The 17,915-nt window shown below is 60.6% G+C and carries 21 protein-coding genes; 6 read left to right on the top strand and 15 right to left on the bottom strand.

The features are described from left to right. Positions 1-8 precede the first annotated feature (8 nt). The 7 genes from ybgF to ybgC form a co-directional block, all read right to left on the bottom strand. A complete protein-coding gene (gene ybgF / locus IFT59_RS03275; RefSeq protein ID WP_113109796.1) occupies positions 9-1,031 on the bottom strand; it encodes a tol-pal system protein YbgF in 1,023 nt (340 codons plus the stop codon). Between the two features lie 305 nt (positions 1,032-1,336). Further along, complete coding sequence (gene pal / locus IFT59_RS03270; protein ID WP_062460745.1) at positions 1,337-1,879, bottom strand: peptidoglycan-associated lipoprotein Pal; 543 nt, start codon at positions 1,877-1,879, stop codon at positions 1,337-1,339. A gap of 173 nt (positions 1,880-2,052) precedes the next feature. Continuing rightward, positions 2,053-3,357, bottom strand: coding sequence for a Tol-Pal system beta propeller repeat protein TolB (gene tolB, locus IFT59_RS03265; protein ID WP_062460748.1), 1,305 nt, complete (start codon positions 3,355-3,357; stop codon positions 2,053-2,055). 11 nt (positions 3,358-3,368) lie between these two features. After that, positions 3,369-4,550 carry a hypothetical protein gene (locus IFT59_RS03260; protein WP_192086072.1) on the bottom strand — a complete coding sequence of 394 codons (1,182 nt, stop codon included), beginning with the start codon at positions 4,548-4,550 and terminating at the stop codon, positions 3,369-3,371. Positions 4,551-4,559: 9 nt separating this feature from the next. Then, positions 4,560-5,018 carry a protein TolR gene (tolR, locus tag IFT59_RS03255; RefSeq protein ID WP_062460755.1) on the bottom strand — a complete coding sequence of 153 codons (459 nt, stop codon included), beginning with the start codon at positions 5,016-5,018 and terminating at the stop codon, positions 4,560-4,562. Positions 5,019-5,045: 27 nt separating this feature from the next. Continuing rightward, positions 5,046-5,765 carry a protein TolQ gene (gene tolQ / locus IFT59_RS03250; RefSeq protein WP_062582426.1) on the bottom strand — a complete coding sequence of 240 codons (720 nt, stop codon included), beginning with the start codon at positions 5,763-5,765 and terminating at the stop codon, positions 5,046-5,048. Between the two features lie 267 nt (positions 5,766-6,032). Next, a complete protein-coding gene (gene ybgC, locus IFT59_RS03245; protein ID WP_192087087.1) occupies positions 6,033-6,482 on the bottom strand; it encodes a tol-pal system-associated acyl-CoA thioesterase in 450 nt (149 codons plus the stop codon). A gap of 122 nt (positions 6,483-6,604) precedes the next feature. Between ybgC and IFT59_RS03240 the strand changes: the two genes are divergently transcribed. The 3 genes from IFT59_RS03240 to IFT59_RS03230 are packed head-to-tail and all read left to right on the top strand — an operon-like array spanning position 6,605 to position 9,508. Beyond that, a complete protein-coding gene (locus IFT59_RS03240) occupies positions 6,605-7,825 on the top strand; it encodes an NAD-dependent epimerase/dehydratase family protein (protein WP_113165977.1) in 1,221 nt (406 codons plus the stop codon). 7 nt (positions 7,826-7,832) lie between these two features. Further along, positions 7,833-8,642: a glycosyltransferase gene (locus IFT59_RS03235; RefSeq protein ID WP_192086071.1), complete on the top strand. Its 810-nt coding sequence runs from the start codon at positions 7,833-7,835 to the stop codon at positions 8,640-8,642. Further along, positions 8,639-9,508: an NAD-dependent epimerase/dehydratase family protein gene (locus IFT59_RS03230; protein ID WP_192086070.1), complete on the top strand. Its 870-nt coding sequence runs from the start codon at positions 8,639-8,641 to the stop codon at positions 9,506-9,508. The genes IFT59_RS03235 and IFT59_RS03230 overlap by 4 nt, the downstream gene beginning before the upstream one ends. Before the next feature lie 19 nt (positions 9,509-9,527). Here IFT59_RS03230 and IFT59_RS03225 read toward each other — a convergent pair whose 3' ends face one another. The 6 genes from IFT59_RS03225 to ruvC all read right to left on the bottom strand — a co-directional run bounded on the left by IFT59_RS03225 (position 9,528) and on the right by ruvC (position 13,307). Further along, positions 9,528-9,953 (bottom strand): hypothetical protein, encoded by a 426-nt coding sequence (locus IFT59_RS03225; protein WP_325263012.1) that lies wholly within the window; start codon positions 9,951-9,953, stop codon positions 9,528-9,530. Then, positions 9,946-10,167: a DUF2945 domain-containing protein gene (locus IFT59_RS03220; RefSeq protein ID WP_062460771.1), complete on the bottom strand. Its 222-nt coding sequence runs from the start codon at positions 10,165-10,167 to the stop codon at positions 9,946-9,948. Before IFT59_RS03220 ends, IFT59_RS03225 begins: the two co-directional genes overlap by 8 nt. Positions 10,168-10,222: 55 nt before the next feature. Continuing rightward, entirely contained in the window at positions 10,223-10,681 is a 459-nt protein-coding gene (locus tag IFT59_RS03215; protein ID WP_446737824.1) for an NUDIX hydrolase, read from the bottom strand. A gap of 61 nt (positions 10,682-10,742) precedes the next feature. Then, positions 10,743-11,783, bottom strand: a complete 1,041-nt coding sequence (gene ruvB, locus IFT59_RS03210; RefSeq protein WP_062460777.1) for a Holliday junction branch migration DNA helicase RuvB — start codon at positions 11,781-11,783, stop codon at positions 10,743-10,745. Positions 11,784-11,998: 215 nt separating this feature from the next. Beyond that, positions 11,999-12,616 (bottom strand): Holliday junction branch migration protein RuvA, encoded by a 618-nt coding sequence (ruvA, locus tag IFT59_RS03205; protein ID WP_062460779.1) that lies wholly within the window; start codon positions 12,614-12,616, stop codon positions 11,999-12,001. A gap of 181 nt (positions 12,617-12,797) precedes the next feature. After that, positions 12,798-13,307 (bottom strand): crossover junction endodeoxyribonuclease RuvC, encoded by a 510-nt coding sequence (ruvC, locus tag IFT59_RS03200; RefSeq protein WP_062460782.1) that lies wholly within the window; start codon positions 13,305-13,307, stop codon positions 12,798-12,800. A 218-nt stretch (positions 13,308-13,525) separates the two neighbouring features. On the opposite strand from ruvC, the gene IFT59_RS03195 reads away from it, so the two are divergent. Together IFT59_RS03195 and IFT59_RS03190 are read left to right on the top strand one after the other, a co-directional pair. After that, entirely contained in the window at positions 13,526-14,377 is an 852-nt protein-coding gene (locus IFT59_RS03195; protein ID WP_192086068.1) for a methyl-accepting chemotaxis protein, read from the top strand. Between the two features lie 129 nt (positions 14,378-14,506). Continuing rightward, positions 14,507-15,517 carry an LLM class flavin-dependent oxidoreductase gene (locus IFT59_RS03190; protein WP_062461844.1) on the top strand — a complete coding sequence of 337 codons (1,011 nt, stop codon included), beginning with the start codon at positions 14,507-14,509 and terminating at the stop codon, positions 15,515-15,517. Between the two features lie 57 nt (positions 15,518-15,574). Here IFT59_RS03190 and IFT59_RS03185 read toward each other — a convergent pair whose 3' ends face one another. Continuing rightward, positions 15,575-16,321, bottom strand: coding sequence for a YebC/PmpR family DNA-binding transcriptional regulator (locus tag IFT59_RS03185; RefSeq protein ID WP_062460788.1), 747 nt, complete (start codon positions 16,319-16,321; stop codon positions 15,575-15,577). A 141-nt stretch (positions 16,322-16,462) separates the two neighbouring features. Here IFT59_RS03185 and IFT59_RS03180 point away from each other — a divergent pair, with 141 nt between their 5' ends. Next, positions 16,463-16,975 carry a pyridoxamine 5'-phosphate oxidase family protein gene (locus IFT59_RS03180; RefSeq protein WP_192086067.1) on the top strand — a complete coding sequence of 171 codons (513 nt, stop codon included), beginning with the start codon at positions 16,463-16,465 and terminating at the stop codon, positions 16,973-16,975. Between the two features lie 33 nt (positions 16,976-17,008). Here IFT59_RS03180 and IFT59_RS03175 read toward each other — a convergent pair whose 3' ends face one another. Beyond that, the gene (locus IFT59_RS03175; protein WP_192086066.1) at positions 17,009-17,872 is read right to left on the bottom strand and encodes an MBL fold metallo-hydrolase; all 864 of its coding nucleotides are present in this window, start codon (positions 17,870-17,872) and stop codon (positions 17,009-17,011) included. Positions 17,873-17,915 lie beyond the last annotated feature (43 nt).

Here is a 17,915-nt window from a genome sequence, read left to right as displayed (position 1 = left end):
CCGCAGGATCAGCAGGACAGCCGCTTCTGCTCGGTCGTCACCTTGCCGAGCACGGCGCGCTGCGCATTTGGATAGCGCTTGGGTACCTCGCGAAGCGTCGCGCAGGCCGTATCCTTGTTGTCGAGAGCCGCAAGCGACATGCCGAGCTTCAGCAGCATTTCCGGCGCCTTGGCGGACTTGCCGTAGGTCTGGTGCGCGTTGAGAAAGGTCTTTGCCGCATCGGCATATTTCGCCTGCGAGAACTGCGCTTCGCCGAGCCAGAAATTGGCGTCTGCGGCCCTTGAGCTCTTCGGGTAGCTGGCGAGGTAGCTGGAGAATTCTTTCTCGGCGAGCGGGTAGTCGCCGGAAAGAACATGGTCATAGGCGATCTTGTAGCTGTCGCCCTCACTGCCAAGCGAGGCCGTCTGCTGCGGATCCTGCGACCCACCGCTGCGCGACGAGCCGGAAGCAACACCGGGAAGACCGGCCGAATTGCGGGCATTGTCGTTGCGGGACGCACCGACAGTATTTCCGCTCGTGTCGAGATTCATCGATCCAAGCGTTGTTGGCGCTGGTGCGGCGCGGTTGCCTGTGGTCGCGGATGGGCTGGATGGCTCACCGATGATGCGAGCCACGTCGTCGGCGCCTTGCGCAGCAGGTGGGGAGGTTTCGCCGGAGGAAGCCGAAGACGAAGGGCGGTTGGACGCCACGGCCGGTTGCCCGCCCGTGTCGCCCAAGTCGCTTCTCTTCTTCTTTTCCAGGTCCTGGAAACGGAATTCGTTATCTTCCTGCGTTTTGCGCAGTTGTTCCTGCATCTGCAGGAGCTGATAACTCATTTCCTCGATACGGCCGTTAAGCTGCCGTACCTCTTCCTGAAGCTGCTGCGTCCGGACGGCATCGCCGCCCTGCGCGAGGATCACAGGCCGTTGTTCGGCCTGCGGCTGTTGCGGAACGCTTTGCTCGCCCTGGAAGAGTTTCGGAAATGAGAAGGCCCCAGCAGGGCCCGCCATCGCCGCCAGCCCCAGCATCGCTGCCAAGACAATTTTCTTCATGTCGTCCGTCCTGCTTCCCGCGCTTCGGCCCTCAAGCCGGAATGGCTTTCGGAAAGAACGAAGCGCAACCTATGTTCTACAACGCGCTGTGCGCATCGGAAACCCGGTGCGCGGCGCTGTAGCTTGCGCCGGATTGGCGCAATACGGATTTTTCTGAACTGCCGTCAAAAAGCAACCAAGTCGACGTTCAAAATCAAGGGAAACGGGGCCAAACTAAGGAAAAACAAAAAAGGTGGCGCGAAGGCCACCTTTTCTCACCAAAATGTCATGTGTGGAACGGAGACTGGCCCCGCCCCTCACCGGCATTACATGCCAGCGCCACCGAGAACGGTAACCGCGCGGCGGTTCTGCGACCAGCAGGAGATGTCGTCGCAAACGGCGACCGGACGTTCCTTGCCGAAGGAGATGGTCTTGATGCGGTTGGCAGGAATGCCGCGCGAAGCAAGATATTCCTTGGTGGACGAAGCGCGACGGGCGCCGAGTGCCAGGTTGTATTCGCGGGTACCGCGTTCGTCGGCATGGCCTTCGACGGTGATCGCGTAGTTCGGGTAACGCTGCAGCCACTGAGCCTGACGATCGAGCGTCTGCTGGGCATCTGCACGGATCGAGGTCGAGTCCGTATCGAAGAAGATCCGGTCGCCGACATTGACCGTGAAGTCCTGGCTCGAGCCAGGTGTTGCCGAGCCGCCGGCACCACCACCGTTGAGGCCAAGGTCACCCGCGTTGTTCGGAAGGTTCTTCTTGTTGGCGCAGCCTGCGAGAGCGAGGGCCAGCGTCAGAGCGATGACGGCCGGGTTGCGAGCGAGGGTCTGCATACGGCTCATCGCCGGGGTATGAATGCGGCTCATGGCCGTTCTCTCCTTGATCATTTAATTTAAGAGTTGCCGAACTCTAACGGATTGAGGTTAACCATGATCAAACGCTTATGGTTAACGAATTCCTTCCGGTGCCCTATTTTTCAGTCGTTCGCTGCCGGTTGGAACGCAAGCGCGGCAGATCTGCCGCGCCTCAAACGTGCCTCCTATTCAAGAAGCGGCGACCAGGCCGGGTCGGACCCGAATGCCGGTGTCTTGACCATCTGCTCGTTATAGCCGCTGAGATCGATCGAATACAACTGCGGACCACCGGCGCCGGCGTTCTGGCGGAAGAACATCAGAACACGCCCGTTCGGTGCCCAGGTCGGACCCTCGTTATGGAAGCCCGATGTCAGAATGCGCTCGCCAGAACCGTCCGGACGCATCACGCCGATCGAGAACTTGCCGCCCGACTGCTTGGTGAACGCGATCAGATCGCCACGCGGCGACCAGACCGGCGTCGAATAGGAACCATCGCCGAACGAGACGCGGCTCTGGCCCGAACCGTCGGCCCCCATCACGTAGATCTGCTGGCGGCCGCCACGGTCGCTTTCGAACGTGATGCGCGCACCATCGGGCGAATAGGATGGCGCGGTATCGATCGCAGCCGTCGACGTCAGGCGCGTCGTCGTGCGCGAACGCAGGTCCATCGTGTAAATATTCGCGTTGCCTTCCTGCTGAAGGCTCATGATCACCTTCTGACCGTCAGGCGAGAAGCGCGGCGAGAACGTCATGCCGGGGAAATTGCCCACCACTTCGCGCTGTCCGGTTTCCAGCTGCAGCAGGTAGACCCGCGGCTGGTTGCCCTCGAACGACATGTAGGTGACTTCCTGACGGCTTGGCGAAAAGCGCGGCGTCAGCACGAGATCCTTGGTGCCGGTCAGCATGCGGACGTTGAAACCGTCCTGGTCCATGATTGCCAACTGACGCTGACGGGCAGTCTTCGGACCGCTTTCGGATACGAACACGACGCGGGTGTCAAAGTAGCCCTGCTCGCCGGTGATCTGCTTATAGATCGCGTCGGCGATGATGTGCGCCAGACGACGCCAGTTTTCCGGCTGAGTAAAGAACTGCTGGCCGGTCATCTGCTGGCCGGCAAACGTATCCCAGAGACGGAATTCGGCGCGCAGACGACCGTCGCCTTCACGGCTGACACGGCCGACGACCAGCGCCTGGGCGTTGATCGCCTTCCAGTCTTCGAAACGCGGCGCGCGGCCCGGATCGGTGATCTTTTCGATGAACGCCTGCTTGTTGACAGGCGCGAACAATCCCGAACGCTGAAGATCGGCGGCGATAACCTGCGAAATCTGCGGTCCAAGCTCGTTGTTGGACAGGAAATCGGTAATCGCGATCGGCAGCGGCTCGACATTGCCCTTGTTGATGTTGATCTCGACCACCGCGTTTGCGGGGTTGGAGATCGCGGCGGCACCGGCGGACGCCATCATGAGCCCGAGGAAGGAACGTCTGATCATGGTTTGGCCTTTCAAAGCATATCAAGATCGCTGGGGCTGAAGTTCACGATGACTTCGCTCCACGCATCGTATTTGTCTGCCGGCAGGTTCTTGAACGGCGACGAACGCAAGACAGCGCGGCGCGCGCTGGATTCGAGCGTCCGGCGGGCCGTATCTGAACCGCCGCTTGAGGAAACTTCGGGTTCGCCGACGATCATGCCCGACTGGTCGAGCCGCATATGGACGCGGATGACCACGCCTTCTGCACCTTCGATGCCGGCGATATAGGACCAGTTCTTGCCGATCTGCCCGCGCAACGCGTCCATTTCGCTGACGCTGAGCTTCGAACCGGTCGACGGCTTCGTGCTGCCCGTGGAGGCAGGCGACGTGGAACGCTTCGCACCGCCGCCGGACGCATCCTGCTTGTTGAGAAGCGCTGCAATCTGGTCGGCATTGAAGTCGCTGGCCTTGGAAGACGAGGACTTGGCCGTCTCCTGCTTCTTGCCTTCCTTCTTGTCGGTCGGCTTTGAAGCTTCCGTCGCCTTGGTATCCGCCTTGGCGGTTTCGGTCGGCTTCGGCGGGTCAGGCTTTTTCTCGACCGGCTTTTCGACGGGCTTTGCCTGCTCCCTCGGCGGTTCCTGCTTCGGCTTGGCAGCGGGCAGCGGAACGCTGTCTGGAAGCGGCGCTTCCTCGGTCTTGGCTTCGGTCGGAGTTGGGGTCGGTGGCGGTGTCTCGGCCTTGGGGGGCGTCGGCTCGGGCTTTGGCGGGGTCGGTTCCGGCTTCGGCTGCGGCAATGCTGCCACTTCCTGAGGCTTCGGTGCCGTCTCTTCCTTGACGATATCCTTGACCTGGTTGTCCTCGTCCGTCGGGGTCGGCGTCGGGCGCTCCACCGGCTTTGGCGCGGCGGCGGCTTCGGTCTTCAGGGGCTTCTTGGCCGGCGTCGGCGGGGACTTCAGGTCGATGTCGCTCTCGCCGGCATTCTCGGCGTTTTCGACGACCTTCTGGTTCTTAGTTTCCTTCACCGAAGGCTTTTCGGTGAGAGGCGCCTTCTTGTCACCCTGCTGCATCTGGGTGATCGATTCCACCGGGACAATGTCGACCGGAAGCGCCTCGACGTCGGCGACGTTGAGCTGCATCGGTGAACTCAGCGAGACAAGCGCCCAGCCGAGAAGCACCGAATGGAGAACCAGCGATGTGCCGATACTACCCTTCATGGCGTGGGATCACTGCTCCTGTTCCTGAAGGGTGACGAGGCCGAGGTTCTTGTAACCGGCAGACGAAATGCGAGCCATGACCTTCATCACCACGCCATAGGCAGCGGCAGTGTCGCCACGCACATAGATGCGCTCGTTATAGCCGGTCGTGGCGATCGCCTGCAGCTTCGGCAGGATTTCGTCGATCGTGATCGGGGTTTCCTGCAGGAAGATCTGCCCTTCCGGATTGACCGAAACGGTGATCGGCTGCGTATCGGAATTCATCGCTTTGGCCTGGGTTTCAGGCAGGTCGATCGGCACGCCGACGGTCATCATCGGCGCTGCCACCATGAAGATGATCAGAAGCACGAGCATGACGTCGACAAGCGGCGTGACGTTGATTTCGCTGATCGCGCCGCTACGGCTGCGCCCACCGCGACGTCCGCGACGACCGCCTCCCGACTTTGCTCCTCCGGCCGACATGCCCATGGTGCTTACTCCTGGCGTTGTGCCTGATTACTGAGCGGCCTGGCGTGGCTGCAGCTTCTCGTCGATCTGGCGCGAAAGGATGGCCGAGAATTCGTCGGCAAAACCTTCCATCCGCGATGAAAGCTTGCCGGCCTCACCCATGAAACGGTTGTAGGCGATAACTGCCGGGATAGCGGCAACAAGGCCGATGGCGGTTGCCAAGAGCGCTTCGGCGATACCCGGTGCAACGACCGCAAGGTTAGTGGACTTCGATCCGGCGATCGCCTGGAAGGAGGTCATGATACCGATGACGGTACCGAACAGACCGATGAACGGACCGGCCGAACCGATGGTTGCGAGCGACCCAAGACGCGCCTCGTAGGCCTCGCCTTCACGCGACATCGTCACGTCCATGGCGCGGTCGATACGCATCTGGAGACCGATCGGCGAACGGGCGCCGCGTTCAAAGCTCTTTTTCCACTCGCGCATGGCAGCGACGAAGATGGCGGCAAGGCCTGTATTCTGGCGCTCGCCAAGGGTGCGGTAGAGTTCTTCGAGCGACTGACCCGACCAGAACACCTGTTCGAACTGATCGAACTGACGCCGCGCCTTTGAAAAGGCCATATATTTGTCGATGACGATCGCCCAGGTCCAGACCGAGGCACCCATCAGCCCGATCATCACCATCTTGACGATCAGTCCGGCCTGCATGAACAGCGCCCAAAGGCTCACGTCATGCGTCGCAGCTTCCAGAGCTACCTGTTCCATCTGTCTTCAATCCCCGAATCCAAACGCCCGGCATTTCACAACCGGGCGGGTTCCAAAGCGCGCTCTCGCGAGAATGTTTCTGTCCGCCGAGATCGCCGCCTAACGCCCAAGATGTCCTGAGTTTTCAGCTTGGCTTCTCGCCTTCAAATTTGGTCAAAGGAAGGCGTGCGTTGCACAAATTCCTCACGGGTTAGTAAGACTACATTATCGTTAATAATGTGTTACGGCCGCAAGCTTGATCAGCGCTTTGGCTCTATTGTCTGAAGCTCAGATCGGCGCTGTTAGAAACTTCTCCGCGATCGCCTCCGGCAGTCGTCGTGGACGGCCGTATCTGTTGATGACGGCGATGACCACCTTCGCCGCAATCAGCAGCGTTTCGCCGCGGCGGATTTCCTGGGTGAGAACCATCTTGGCGCCACCGGCCTTTTCGGTGATCGTCCGGATCGTCAGGATATCGTCCATCCGGGCCGGTTGCTTGAAGTCGATCTCCATGCGGTGAACAACGAAGACCAGCCCCTCCTCATCCGCCGACAGAAGCGCACCCTGCTCGCAGCCGAGGCACCGCAGATAGTCTGTTCGGCCGCGCTCGAGAAAGTGTAGGTAGCGGGCGTGATAGACGAGGCCGGAGAAGTCCGTGTCCTCGTAATAGACCCGCTGGACGAGGCTGTGACCGCCCTCGATCAGTTCTCCGGATAACAAAAAATTCTGCTCTGTCATAAGCTTGCCTTGAAATTCCATCTTCATCCCCTGGATAAAGGCGGAATACCGATCCACTTTCGGTGTCCTGTCATACTTCCCGCCCGCATAAAATAGGGCACCCGCGAACGGAGAGAACATTCATGAAGATTGCAGTCCTTGGCGGCGATGGTTTCGTCGGCTGGCCGACATCGCTTCACCTGTCCGATGCCGGCCACGAGGTGCATATTCTCGATAACCTGTCGCGCCGCTGGATCGATACGGAACTCGGTGTTCAGTCGCTGACGCCGATGGACAGCATTCAGGAACGGACCCGCATCTGGCACGCCGAGACCGGCCGCCGCATCCACTTTCACCTTATCGACCTTGCCAAGGATTACGAGCTTCTGAAGGGTTGGCTGGCGGCGAACCGTCCAGACGCCATCATCCACTTCGCCGAACAGCGGGCAGCCCCCTATTCGATGAAGAGCGACCGCCACAAGAACTACACTGTCAACAACAACGTCAACGCCACGCACAATCTGTTGAACGCCATGGTCGAGCTCGACCTCGACGCGCATCTCATCCACCTGGGCACGATGGGTGTCTATGGCTACTCGACCGTCGGTGCGGCGATCCCGGAAGGCTACCTTCCTGTTGGCATCGAGACGATGGATGGGCGCACGGTCAGCCAGGAGATCCTCTATCCAAGCAATCCCGGCTCGATCTACCACATGACGAAATGCCTCGATCAGCAGCTGTTTGCCTTCTATGCTAAGAACGACGGCCTGCGGATCACCGACCTCCATCAGGGCATCGTCTGGGGAACCCACACGGAGCAGACACGCCGGCACGAGCAGCTGATCAACCGGTTCGACTACGACGGCGATTACGGCACGGTTCTCAACCGCTTCCTGATCCAGTCGGCGATCGGCTATCCGCTGACGGTACACGGAACCGGCGGCCAGACGCGGGCCTTCATCCACATCCAGGATTCGGTACGCTGCATCGAAATCGCGCTCAACACACCGCCCGCCCGCAACAACCGCGTCGAGATCTTCAACCAGATGACGGAAACCCACCGGGTGCGCGATCTGGCCGAAATGATCTCCAAGATGAGCGGCGCCCAGATTGCCTGGCTGCCCAACCCGCGCAAGGAAGCCCCGGAAAACGATCTCGTCGTGAAGAACGACAAGTTCCTGAGCCTCGGCCTGCAGCCGACGACGCTCGGCGAAGGCCTGCTCGCCGAGATCGTTGATGTCGCGAAGAAATATGCCTACCGCGTCGATCGCAGCCGTGTCCCCGCCGTTTCCGCCTGGACGCGCGATATCGCCGCCAAAGTGGAGCACGATCCGGAAGGCATGCGGCTGAAATCCGTCTCGTGATGGCGCAATGAAAAACGCCTTCGTCACCCTCGTCACCAATGCCGATTACGCGATGGGCGCCACGGCATTGGCCCGGTCGATCAGGTTGACCGGGACCACGGCCGAGATCGTCGTGCTGCATACGGCGGCGGTCTCAGCATCCGACCTTGGCCCCCTCGAAGCCCTGGGCTGCCGTATGGTGGAAGTCACACACCTTCCGCTGTCCGACGCGTTCAACGACCGTCACGCCCGAAAGAACCTGCATGGGGCGGCGCCCTTTACCAAAGGCAACAAGCCGGAGTTCCACACGCCGCTCGACAACTTCTGCAAGCTGCGCCTGTGGCAACTGACCGAGTACGACACAACAGTTTTCATCGATGCCGACGCGCTGGTGCTGAAGAACATCGACAAGCTGTTCGCCTATCCGGAGTTTTCCGCGGCACCGAACGTCTACGAGAGCATGGCCGACTTCCATCGGATGAACTCCGGCGTGTTTGTGGCCAAGCCATCGCTGCAGACCTTCGACGGTATGATGGCAGCGCTGGACGTTCCCGACGCCTTCTGGCGGCGCACCGACCAGACGTTTCTGGAACACTTCTTTCCGGACTGGCACGGCCTGCCGGTGACCATGAACATGCTGCAATATGTGTGGTTCGCAATGCCCGATCTCTGGAACTGGGAAAGCATCGGCATCCTCCACTACCAGTATGAAAAGCCCTGGGAGAAGGATCACCCGAAGGCGCAGCAGTTGAGACCTCTGATCGATCTCTGGTGGGACTTCTACGAAGGGCGCCTGCCCGACATCGCCGCGCTCCCCAATCCGGCGCGCCTCCCATGAAAGTCCTCGTCTCGGGCGGGACCGGGCTCGTTGGCCGCTATATCGTCGAAGCGCTGCTGGACGCTGGCTATGAGGTGACTGTCGGCGGCCGGACACGGCCGCAACCTTACCTGTTCTCGAAACCCTTCGAATTCGTCCCCCTCTCGCTCGATCCCGATCTCGACCAGGTTGATGTCTTCACCGGTGCCGATTTCTTCATCCACGCCGCCTTCGACCACGTCGCGGGGAAATACCGGGGCGGAGAAGGCGACGATCCCAAGCGGTTTGCCCGCATGAACCTCCATGGCACGATCAAACTGTTCGAGACCGCCAAACGAGCCGGTCTCCGCCGCGCAGTCTTCATCTCCAGTCGCGCCGTCTATGACGGCCTGCCGGAAGGCTTGCCCCTCACCGAAGACGCGGATCTGTCACCGACAAGTCTCTACGGCGAAATCAAGCATAAAGGCGAATTGGCAGTCGCCGGACTTTGCGGCCCGAGCTTTACGGCCGCAAGCCTGCGGTTGACTGGTGTCTACGGAGATCTGAGACCCAACAAATGGGATCAGATGTTTGAAACCTACCGTTCCGGCGGCGTCATCGAACCGCGTGCGGGAACGGAAGTACACGGCAGCGATGTCGGCTCCGCCGTTCGTCTGATGCTGGAAGCCGAAGCCTCCAGGATCGCCGGCGAAAGTTTCAACGTGTCAGGCATACTCACCGATCGAAGCGAGATCCTCAGTCACGTCGACAATGGCCGCCGCTTGCCCGAGAAGGCTGATCTGTCGCGAGTGCGCGTCATGCCGACGGCAAAGATCGAGGCGCTTGGCTGGAGGGGCGGTGGCAAACCGTTGCTTGCACAAACAATCCGCCGCCTCGCCTCCTCCTGATCTTATCCCCGCTACGATCCTAGTGGGACGAGGTGCGTTGCGTCTTGGCCTCTTGCTTCGTCTTGTCGATCTGCTTCATGTGCTCTTCGGCCCATTTCTGGCCGGCGTCGCCGCCCCACAAAAGCCAGGCAATGTAACCAGCAGATGGGTTGCCGTCGTCGCCGAAATTGTCGGAGCGCTTGTCGACATTGTGACGCTTGAAGTAGCTTACCATCCGCTTCACCGTCTGTTCCGACAGATGCTTGCGATGCTGAAGATCGCGAGCGCGTGCTATCCCGACCGTCGTGCCGCCACGGCGATATTCGGCGCGCAGCTTCAAGCCCTTCTCCGCCGCAGCCGCAACGTCGGCTGGCGGCTTGTGGTCAAGCTGCGATGGTTTGGACGGGCTGCGCGCGCGAGTCTTAGACTGCTCGTGCTGATGTTCGTGCGAAGATCTTTCAGCCATCGGTCTTCTTCAGCTCCGATTGGCTTTTCAAAACCTTGTCGCCGTCTTCCTGCTTGACGAGGAAGGCGGGCTTGTCGGCATCTGCCTTGCGCTTGATCGTCTTGCCCTTGATCTTGCGCTCGACATCCTTGGTGAACTTCTCGGCGACCTTACCTTCGGCCTTCGACTTTCCCCATTTCCATTCGACTTCGTTTCCGACGCTGATCTTCTGCATGGATCATCTCCTTCTACTCCTGAAAAAACTCAAGCGAGCAAAGGATGTTCCAACATCAGTCTTTCAGATCGAGATCGCCATCGCGCCAGACCACGTGTTTCGGGCTGATGGGCAGATCTTCGATCTCGTCCGCGATGAAATAGGGCGGGATATCCAGCGCCTTCAGCGAGTCCCTCGTCGCCTTCACCCACTTGAACTCGAGTTCGTGCGTGTCGACGATCCGATGGACGATATCGGTCGGATGAAACGGAAAGCTCTCCGGCAGCTCCATCAGGTAGTAGAAGCCGAGTTCGTGCCAGTCGCGGTCTTCGTAGTGGAAGAAGTTCTCGACCGCCCAGAGCAGCCGTCCGACCTTCACCTCGACCCCGAGTTCCTCGACCATCTCGCGTTTCAGGGTCTCCTCGGAGGTTTCGCCCACTTCCGCGCGTCCGCCGGGAAAGGTCCAGAACGTCTCATGCACGGCGCGGTGCACCAGCACATGGCCGTCGCGAAAACCAAGCCCCGCGATGCGCATCTGAAAAATGCGCTTCGGCTTGAACTTTATCCGGATGCGCAGATCCCGGGGTTCGTCGCTTTTACTCATCGTCGAAACTGATCCTGAACTGGGCCGCTTCCATATCCTTGGGCGGCTGCAGGCCGAGATGCTTCCAGGCGACTGCCGTCAGCACCCGTCCCCGCGGCGTGCGCTGGATAAAGCCCTGCTGGATCATGTAGGGCTCGATAATGTCCTCGATCGCGTCGCGCGGCTCGGAGAGCCCCGCCGCAATCGTCTCGATGCCCACGGGCCCGCCGCCGAAGTTGACGGCGATCATGTTGAGATACCGCTTGTCGAGCTGGTCGAAACCGGCGTGGTCGACATTGAGGCGGATCAGCGCCTCGTCGGCGATCTCCTTGGTCACGGCTTCCGCACGCGCCACTTCGGCGAAATCACGCACACGGCGCAACAGCCGTCCGGCGATACGCGGCGTGCCACGGGCGCGCCGTGCGATCTCGCGCGCGCCGCCATCGGTCATCGGCAGGTTCATCAGGCGCGCACCACGCCGGACGATGCCTTCCAGTTCCTCGACCGTGTAGAACGACAAGCGCACGGGAATGCCGAACCGGTCGCGCAGCGGCGTCGTCAAAAGCCCGATACGGGTCGTGGCAGCAACCAGCGTGAATTTCGACAGGTCGATCTTGACCGACCGGGCCGACGGCCCTTCGCCGATGATCAGATCGAGCTGGAAATCCTCCATCGCCGGATAGAGGATTTCCTCGACCGCCGGGTTGAGACGGTGGATTTCATCGATGAACAGCACGTCGCGGTCTTCGAGATTGGTCAGAAGCGCCGCAAGATCACCGGCCTTGGCAATGACAGGACCGGAGGTCGAGCGGAAATTCACGCCCAGTTCCTTGGCCATGATCTGCGCAAGCGTGGTCTTGCCGAGACCCGGCGGGCCGACGAACAGCACGTGATCCAGGGCCTCGCCCCGGTTCTTGGCGGCCTCGATGAAGATCTTGAGGTTGGCGCGAGCCTCTGCCTGCCCGGTAAACTCGTCGAGCGACTGCGGGCGCAGCGCCGTATCGAAATCTTCGCCCCGTTTTTCCGGCGAGATGAGGCGGTTTTCGTCGGTCATGCAAGAATTTCCATCTCGGGCGCGCAGGATGCGGCCTTTGTGTCTGATGTCATGGAGCAGTGGCACCGGCCATGTGGAGCAGCAACTCTCGCAACGTCGCGATCCTTGATCGCTATCGTGATCTGACCTTCAAGAGCCATGGTCGTGAACGCACCCAATCTGTTACTTCCCGTAATCGTCTGGCCCTATCGATATCCCAGTGCTTACCCCGGATATCACGACCTCGCCAGTTCCTTCAGACCCAGCCGGATCAGCTTGGCGCTGTCGGCATCCTCACCGGCTGCCTTCAAAGCTGCGGCGACGGCATTGGCCGCCTGGTCTCGGGAATAGCCAAGATTGGTGAGCGCCGAGACCGCATCGCTGACGGGCGCAGACGCCACGCCCTCGCCCAGTTCCTGCTTGAAGCCGATATTGGCGGATGCCTCGCCGGCAAAGGCGGGCGCCTTGTTCTTGAGTTCTGTGACAATGCGGACGGCGACCTTGGGGCCGACGCCGGGTGCCCGCGAAACTGCGGTCTTGTCCTGCAGCGCAATCGCATTGGCCAGTTCGCCCGGTGTCAGCGTTGAGAGCAAGGCCAGCGCCACCTTGGCGCCGACGCCCTGCACGCTCTGCAGGAGGTTGAACCACTCGCGCTCCAGTGCCGACAGGAAGCCGAACAGTTTCAGCTGGTCCTCGCGCACATAGGTCTCGATAAACAGCACTGCCGCTTCGCCCACATTGAGGCGGGCCAGCGTGCGGGCCGAACAGAAGGCTTCGTAGCAGACGCCGTGCACGTCAACGAGCGCGTAGTCCTCGCCGATCTCGTCGATAGTGCCTTTGAGCTTGCCGATCATGTCTTAGGTCCGCCGCTGAGGATGAAGGAGAATGGGTTCCGGAAATCATGATGCCGAGCATCGGGAAACAGGCACGATAGCGCGCTGCATCGCGCGTTAGAAGCCGATGCGAGCGTACGGCCTCTGCCGAAATACCTACTGAGGGCGTCAGAACAAGTCAAGAACAGAGGAGGCTGATGCGTCAGCCGGCCAAAGCTTGGCGCATGCGGTTTGCAACGCGGTTATGGGCGTGGCAGATGGCGATCGCCAGCGCGTCGGCGGCATCATTACCCTTGAACTCCGCCTTCGGCATCAGAATCTTCACCATCATGTGGATCTGCTGCTTCTCGCCGTGGCCAACGCCGATGACCGCTTTCTTGACAGCGTTTGGCGCATATTCCGAAACAGGCAACCCGGCACGCGCCGGCACCAGCATCACGACGCCACGCGCCTGACCAAGCTTCAGCGTCGCCACCGCATCCTTGTTGACGAACGTCTGCTCGACCGCCGCCTCGTCTGGCGTGTAGGTATGCACAACTTCGGCCAGACCATCGTGCAGCTGGCAGAGGCGCGAGGCGAGGTCGATGTCACCGTCGGACACGACCGTCCCCGATGCCACAAAGCGCAACGAGTTTCCCAGTGTCTCGATAACACCCCACCCTGTGCGGCGAAGCCCCGGATCGATGCCGATGATGCGAATCGGTTTTGTCATGGCAACTGTTGTGTCACGCCGGGAATCCTGCGCCAAGGCCGAAACGCGGAGTGACTCTGAAGGCCAACATGCGGACCGAAGCCGTCGGAAGCGTTCATATTTTGTTAACCATAACCGCATCGTTTTGGGCAGAAGTGGTGATCCAACCGCAACAACCTTTTCCTAATGGCGTTGGTTCGTCACAAAGGGTTTCTTAAGAATCACGAGGAGGCGCCCGAATGATACGGGACTATGATCGGAATGAGACCGAGCTGCGCGATCTTCGCAGAACCGCCGACATCCTGGACGGCGGTCTGCGCCGCTTTGCAAGCGGTGATATCCGCACCACACTTGATGAACCCATGCCCCTGCGTTTCGAGGGCATGCGCCGCGATTTCAATCGTGGACTCGCAACAATCGACCGGACCATCGGCACCGTCGTTTCGAGTGTCGAGACGATGCGGGCCGACACCGAAGCCATGGCCGCCATCCTGCGCAGCCAGGCTCAGGCCCGCCAGGATCAGGCAGACAGAATTACCCGCGCCAAGTCAAAGACCAGCGCGCATGAGAGAAGCGCCAAGCAGCGTCAGGCAATTACCCGTCATGTCGGCACGATCGCCCACAACACCAAGCTCGACATGCGCCGACCGCGCGAAGCGGTTGCTGCCGCGTTGAAGCTGATCGAGACTATGGAACTGTCGGCCGGCACGCCCAGTGCTACAGGCATGAGCGCAATCCGCGCCAAGACCGAAGAGATCGAGCGCGAACTGCGTGCGATCGGCCTTTACGTCGATGCATTGGCCCAGAATGTCGAGGAACTGACCGAATCCGCCGATGCTCAGGCGGCCGAGGCCGAGGCTATCCGTGGCGAACTCGACGAAATGGCCAAGGCAAAGGATGCCCAGGCCCCCGAAATCCTGACCACGCCGCTTGTTCTCGACAGCCTGAACCGCAGCATCGGCGAGATCGATCGCGCTGCCGCACGCTACTCCGACGTGACCATTTTGCCGGCGCCGCCAGTCTTTCCGCCTGAAGGATCGCCCCCGTCGTCGGGAGGTCGCAAGCCCTTCCTGCGCCTGATCAAGACCTGAGGCAGCGACCTCACTGTCGGACCTCCACCGACCCCGCCTAGCGACTTTCATCGCCGGCGGGGTCGTATTTGCAAGACCGGCTGCCTAGATAGGGAGAACACGTTTTCCTATCCATTTCAGGATATGCCGATGATCCCGTTTTCCATTCTCGACCTTTCGCTGATCGGCGAAGGGTATTCCGTCAGCCAGGCTCTCGACCAGTCCCGCAGGCTTGCGATCAAGGCCGAACAGCATGGCTATAACCGTCTCTGGCTTGCCGAACACCATGGCATGCCGGGCATTGCCAGCGCTGCTACGGCGCTCGTCATCGCCCATGTCGGGGCCGCGACCAAGACCATCCGGGTTGGCTCCGGTGGCATCATGCTGCCGAACCACTCTCCCCTCGTGATCGCCGAACAGTTCGGCACGCTGGAAGCGCTGCTCCCCGGCCGCGTCGATCTCGGCCTCGGCCGTGCGCCCGGAACCGACATGCGAACGGCAAATGCGCTGAGACGCAATCTCGATGCCGGCGCGGAGAACTTCCCGCAGGATATCGTCGAGCTCAAGCATCTGCTCGGAACGCCCGTCCCGAACCAGGCAATCCTTGCCGTGCCGGGAACCGAGGCGAATGTGCCGATCTGGCTGCTCGGCTCCTCGACCTACAGCGCCCACGTGGCGGCCGCTTTGGGTCTCCCCTACGCGTTTGCCTCGCACTTTGCGCCAGATATGCTGCTCGACGCGATCGCCATCTACCGCGATCGCTTCCAGCCCTCGGCGGATCTCGACAAACCGTATGTGATGGCCGGTGTCATGGGTGTGGCAGCAGATACGGATGAGGAAGCAAACAGGCTCTTCACCTCGTCGCAGCAGCAGTTTGTCAACCTGCGCAAGAACGTCCGCGGCCTTTTCCCGAAACCGCTCGATACGATGGACGGATTCTGGACGCCGATGGAGAAGATGAATGTGGAGCACACGTTGCGCTACGCAGCGGTCGGCTCGCCGCGAACCATCGAACGCAAGCTTGGTGAGTTCCTGGCCGAAACCCAGGCCGACGAGCTCATCATCTCGATGCCGATCCACGATATCGACAAGCGTCTCCGCTCGGTGGAATTGTTTTCGCAGCTGTCGCTGATGGATAGCCAGCTGCAGCGAGCCGCGTAAACGAATACGGGCCGGTCTCAACGACCGGCCCGCTTCATTTCAGGACTAGAGAGGCGATCAGGCCGACAACTTGGCCATGACCTCATCCGAGACTTCGAAGTTCGAATAGACGTTCTGCACGTCGTCGTCGTCTTCGAGATTGCCGATCAGCTTCATCAGCGACAGCGCGCGTTCCTCGTCGACTTCGATCGTGTTCTGCGGCTTCCAGATCGACTTGACGGTCTCGGCACCACCGAGCGTGGCGTCGAGCGCCTTGGAGACTTCACCGAGCGCCTCAAACCCGCAGATGATCGTGTGGCCTTCCTCGTCGGAAATCACATCGTCGGCACCCGCTTCGATCGCAGCTTCCATGACCGTATCCGCATCGCCGACCGACGCCTTGTAGGTGATCTCGCCGACATGGTCGAAGGAGAAGGACACCGAACCGGTTTCGCCAAGAGCGCCGCCGGCCTTGGTAAAGATCGAGCGGACGTTGGAGGCGGTACGATTGCGGTTATCGGTCAGCGCTTCGACGATCACGGCTGTGCCGCCGGGACCGTAGCCCTCGTAACGCACCGCGTCATAGTTCTCAGCATCGGCGCCCGACGCCTTCTTGATGGCGCGGTCGATATTGTCCTTCGGCATCGACTGCGCTTTGGCGTTTTGAACGGCAAGGCGCAGCGCCGCGTTCATATCCGGGTCGGGTAGACCGGATTTTGCCGCAACGGTGATTTCGCGTGCAAGCTTGGAGAACATCTTGGAACGGATACCGTCCTGCTTGCCCTTGCGGTGCATGATGTTCTTGAACTGTGAATGGCCAGCCATGGCACCCCTGTCTGCATCATTATCTGGAATTGTGCCGCCTTATAGTTTCGAAGCGGAGGCCGTTCAAGAGCCTTTCGGATGAGGAACAAACCCCGCCCCGCCTCCGTTCTTCAACCGCACGACAAAGAAGGAGAATTATAGATGGCGAGCCTTACCGAAGCACGCGAAGCCCCCGAACGTCAGATGTGGGACGAAATCAACGGAATCCATGCGGGCATGCTCGGCATCGAAGGTGCGCACATCCACTTCCAGCCGATGGCGCCGAATGTCGATTCCGAGACCAACACGATCTGGTTCTATACCAGGACCGATACGGATCTGGTGAAGGCGCTCGGCACAGCCTCCCGCGCCCACTTCAACGTGGTCGGCAAGGATCACGATTACCACGCCTGCCTCTCGGGCACCCTGGAAGTCCGCAAGGACGAGGCGAAGATCGATGAATACTGGAGCGCCGTGACGGCTGCCTGGTACGAACACGGTAAGTCCGATCCGCATCTGACCATGCTGGCCTTCCGCGTCGACGACGCCGAAATCTGGGCGTCGACCGACAGCACGCTCAAGTTCGGCTGGGAAATCGCCAAGGCGAACCTCAACGACGAGAAGATGCCGGAAGTCGGCGTCAACAAGCGCCTGACCTTCACGCGTCACGCCTGATCAAACGAAAGACAGGGGCTTAAACAGCCCCTGTCACAGCCCTCGCGGCACCATGATCGTCGGCTTCTTCGGCAGGCTGCGCATCGACACGGTGATCGTCTCGCTTGGCGCGTAGGCGATCTCGAACTTGCCGTCGAACATCGACAGGAACCGCTCGAGCGGCGGTCCGAAACGGTGCATCGGCAGGATCAGCGACGACCGCAGCCGTTGAACGACGCGGCTCATGCTGTCCGCCCCCATCGTCAAACCACCATCGACCGGCACCATCAGAATATCGAGCCGACCGATCTGCGTGTACTGCTGTTCGTTGAGTTCGAAATGCAGGTGGCCGAGATGCCCGATGCAGAGACCGGCGACTTCGAAGATGAAGATCGAGTTGCCGTCCGGCTCGATCCCGCCGCCCCAGTTGCGGATATCCGAGACGACATTGCGGATATAGACATCCCCGACCATTTCCCGATGCTCGGCCTTTTCACCCGGCACATCGCTCCATCCGCGCATCACGTGGGCGATCGCAGGATCCGGCATCATCGTGTAGTGGGTGGAATGCGCCTTGTTCATCGTCACCACGTCAGGCATCCGCGACGGCTGGTGAACGCCGCTGTAATCGGTGGCGATGCCGATACCGTCGGGGCTCTCGATAAAATAGGTCGAGTGGCCGACGAAGGTTATCTTCACCTCTTCCCGCGCCGACAGGTTTACCGGTTTGATGACTGGCGCAAGCGTGGGACCCGAGGGATTGAAGCTGGCATAGCGGACATGGGGGAAATTCTCGCCCGGCAGGTTCTGCGCAATCGCCTGGCATTGGCTGACCGGCAACCCGCCCTCCTGCGCCAGCGCCGATATGGCGGATAGAATGAGAGCCGAAAAACCGAATGCCAGCGTTCGCAGCTTCATGCCACACCCCGAACCGCGTTGCGAAAAATCGAGCCGATGCGTT

Source organism: Rhizobium sp. CFBP 8752 (assembly GCF_014842035.1).
Classification (GTDB): Bacteria; Pseudomonadota; Alphaproteobacteria; order Rhizobiales; family Rhizobiaceae; genus Neorhizobium; species Neorhizobium soli.
The sequence above is the reverse complement of the archived record's forward strand: the minus strand, read 5'-3'. Positions and strand labels throughout refer to the sequence as shown.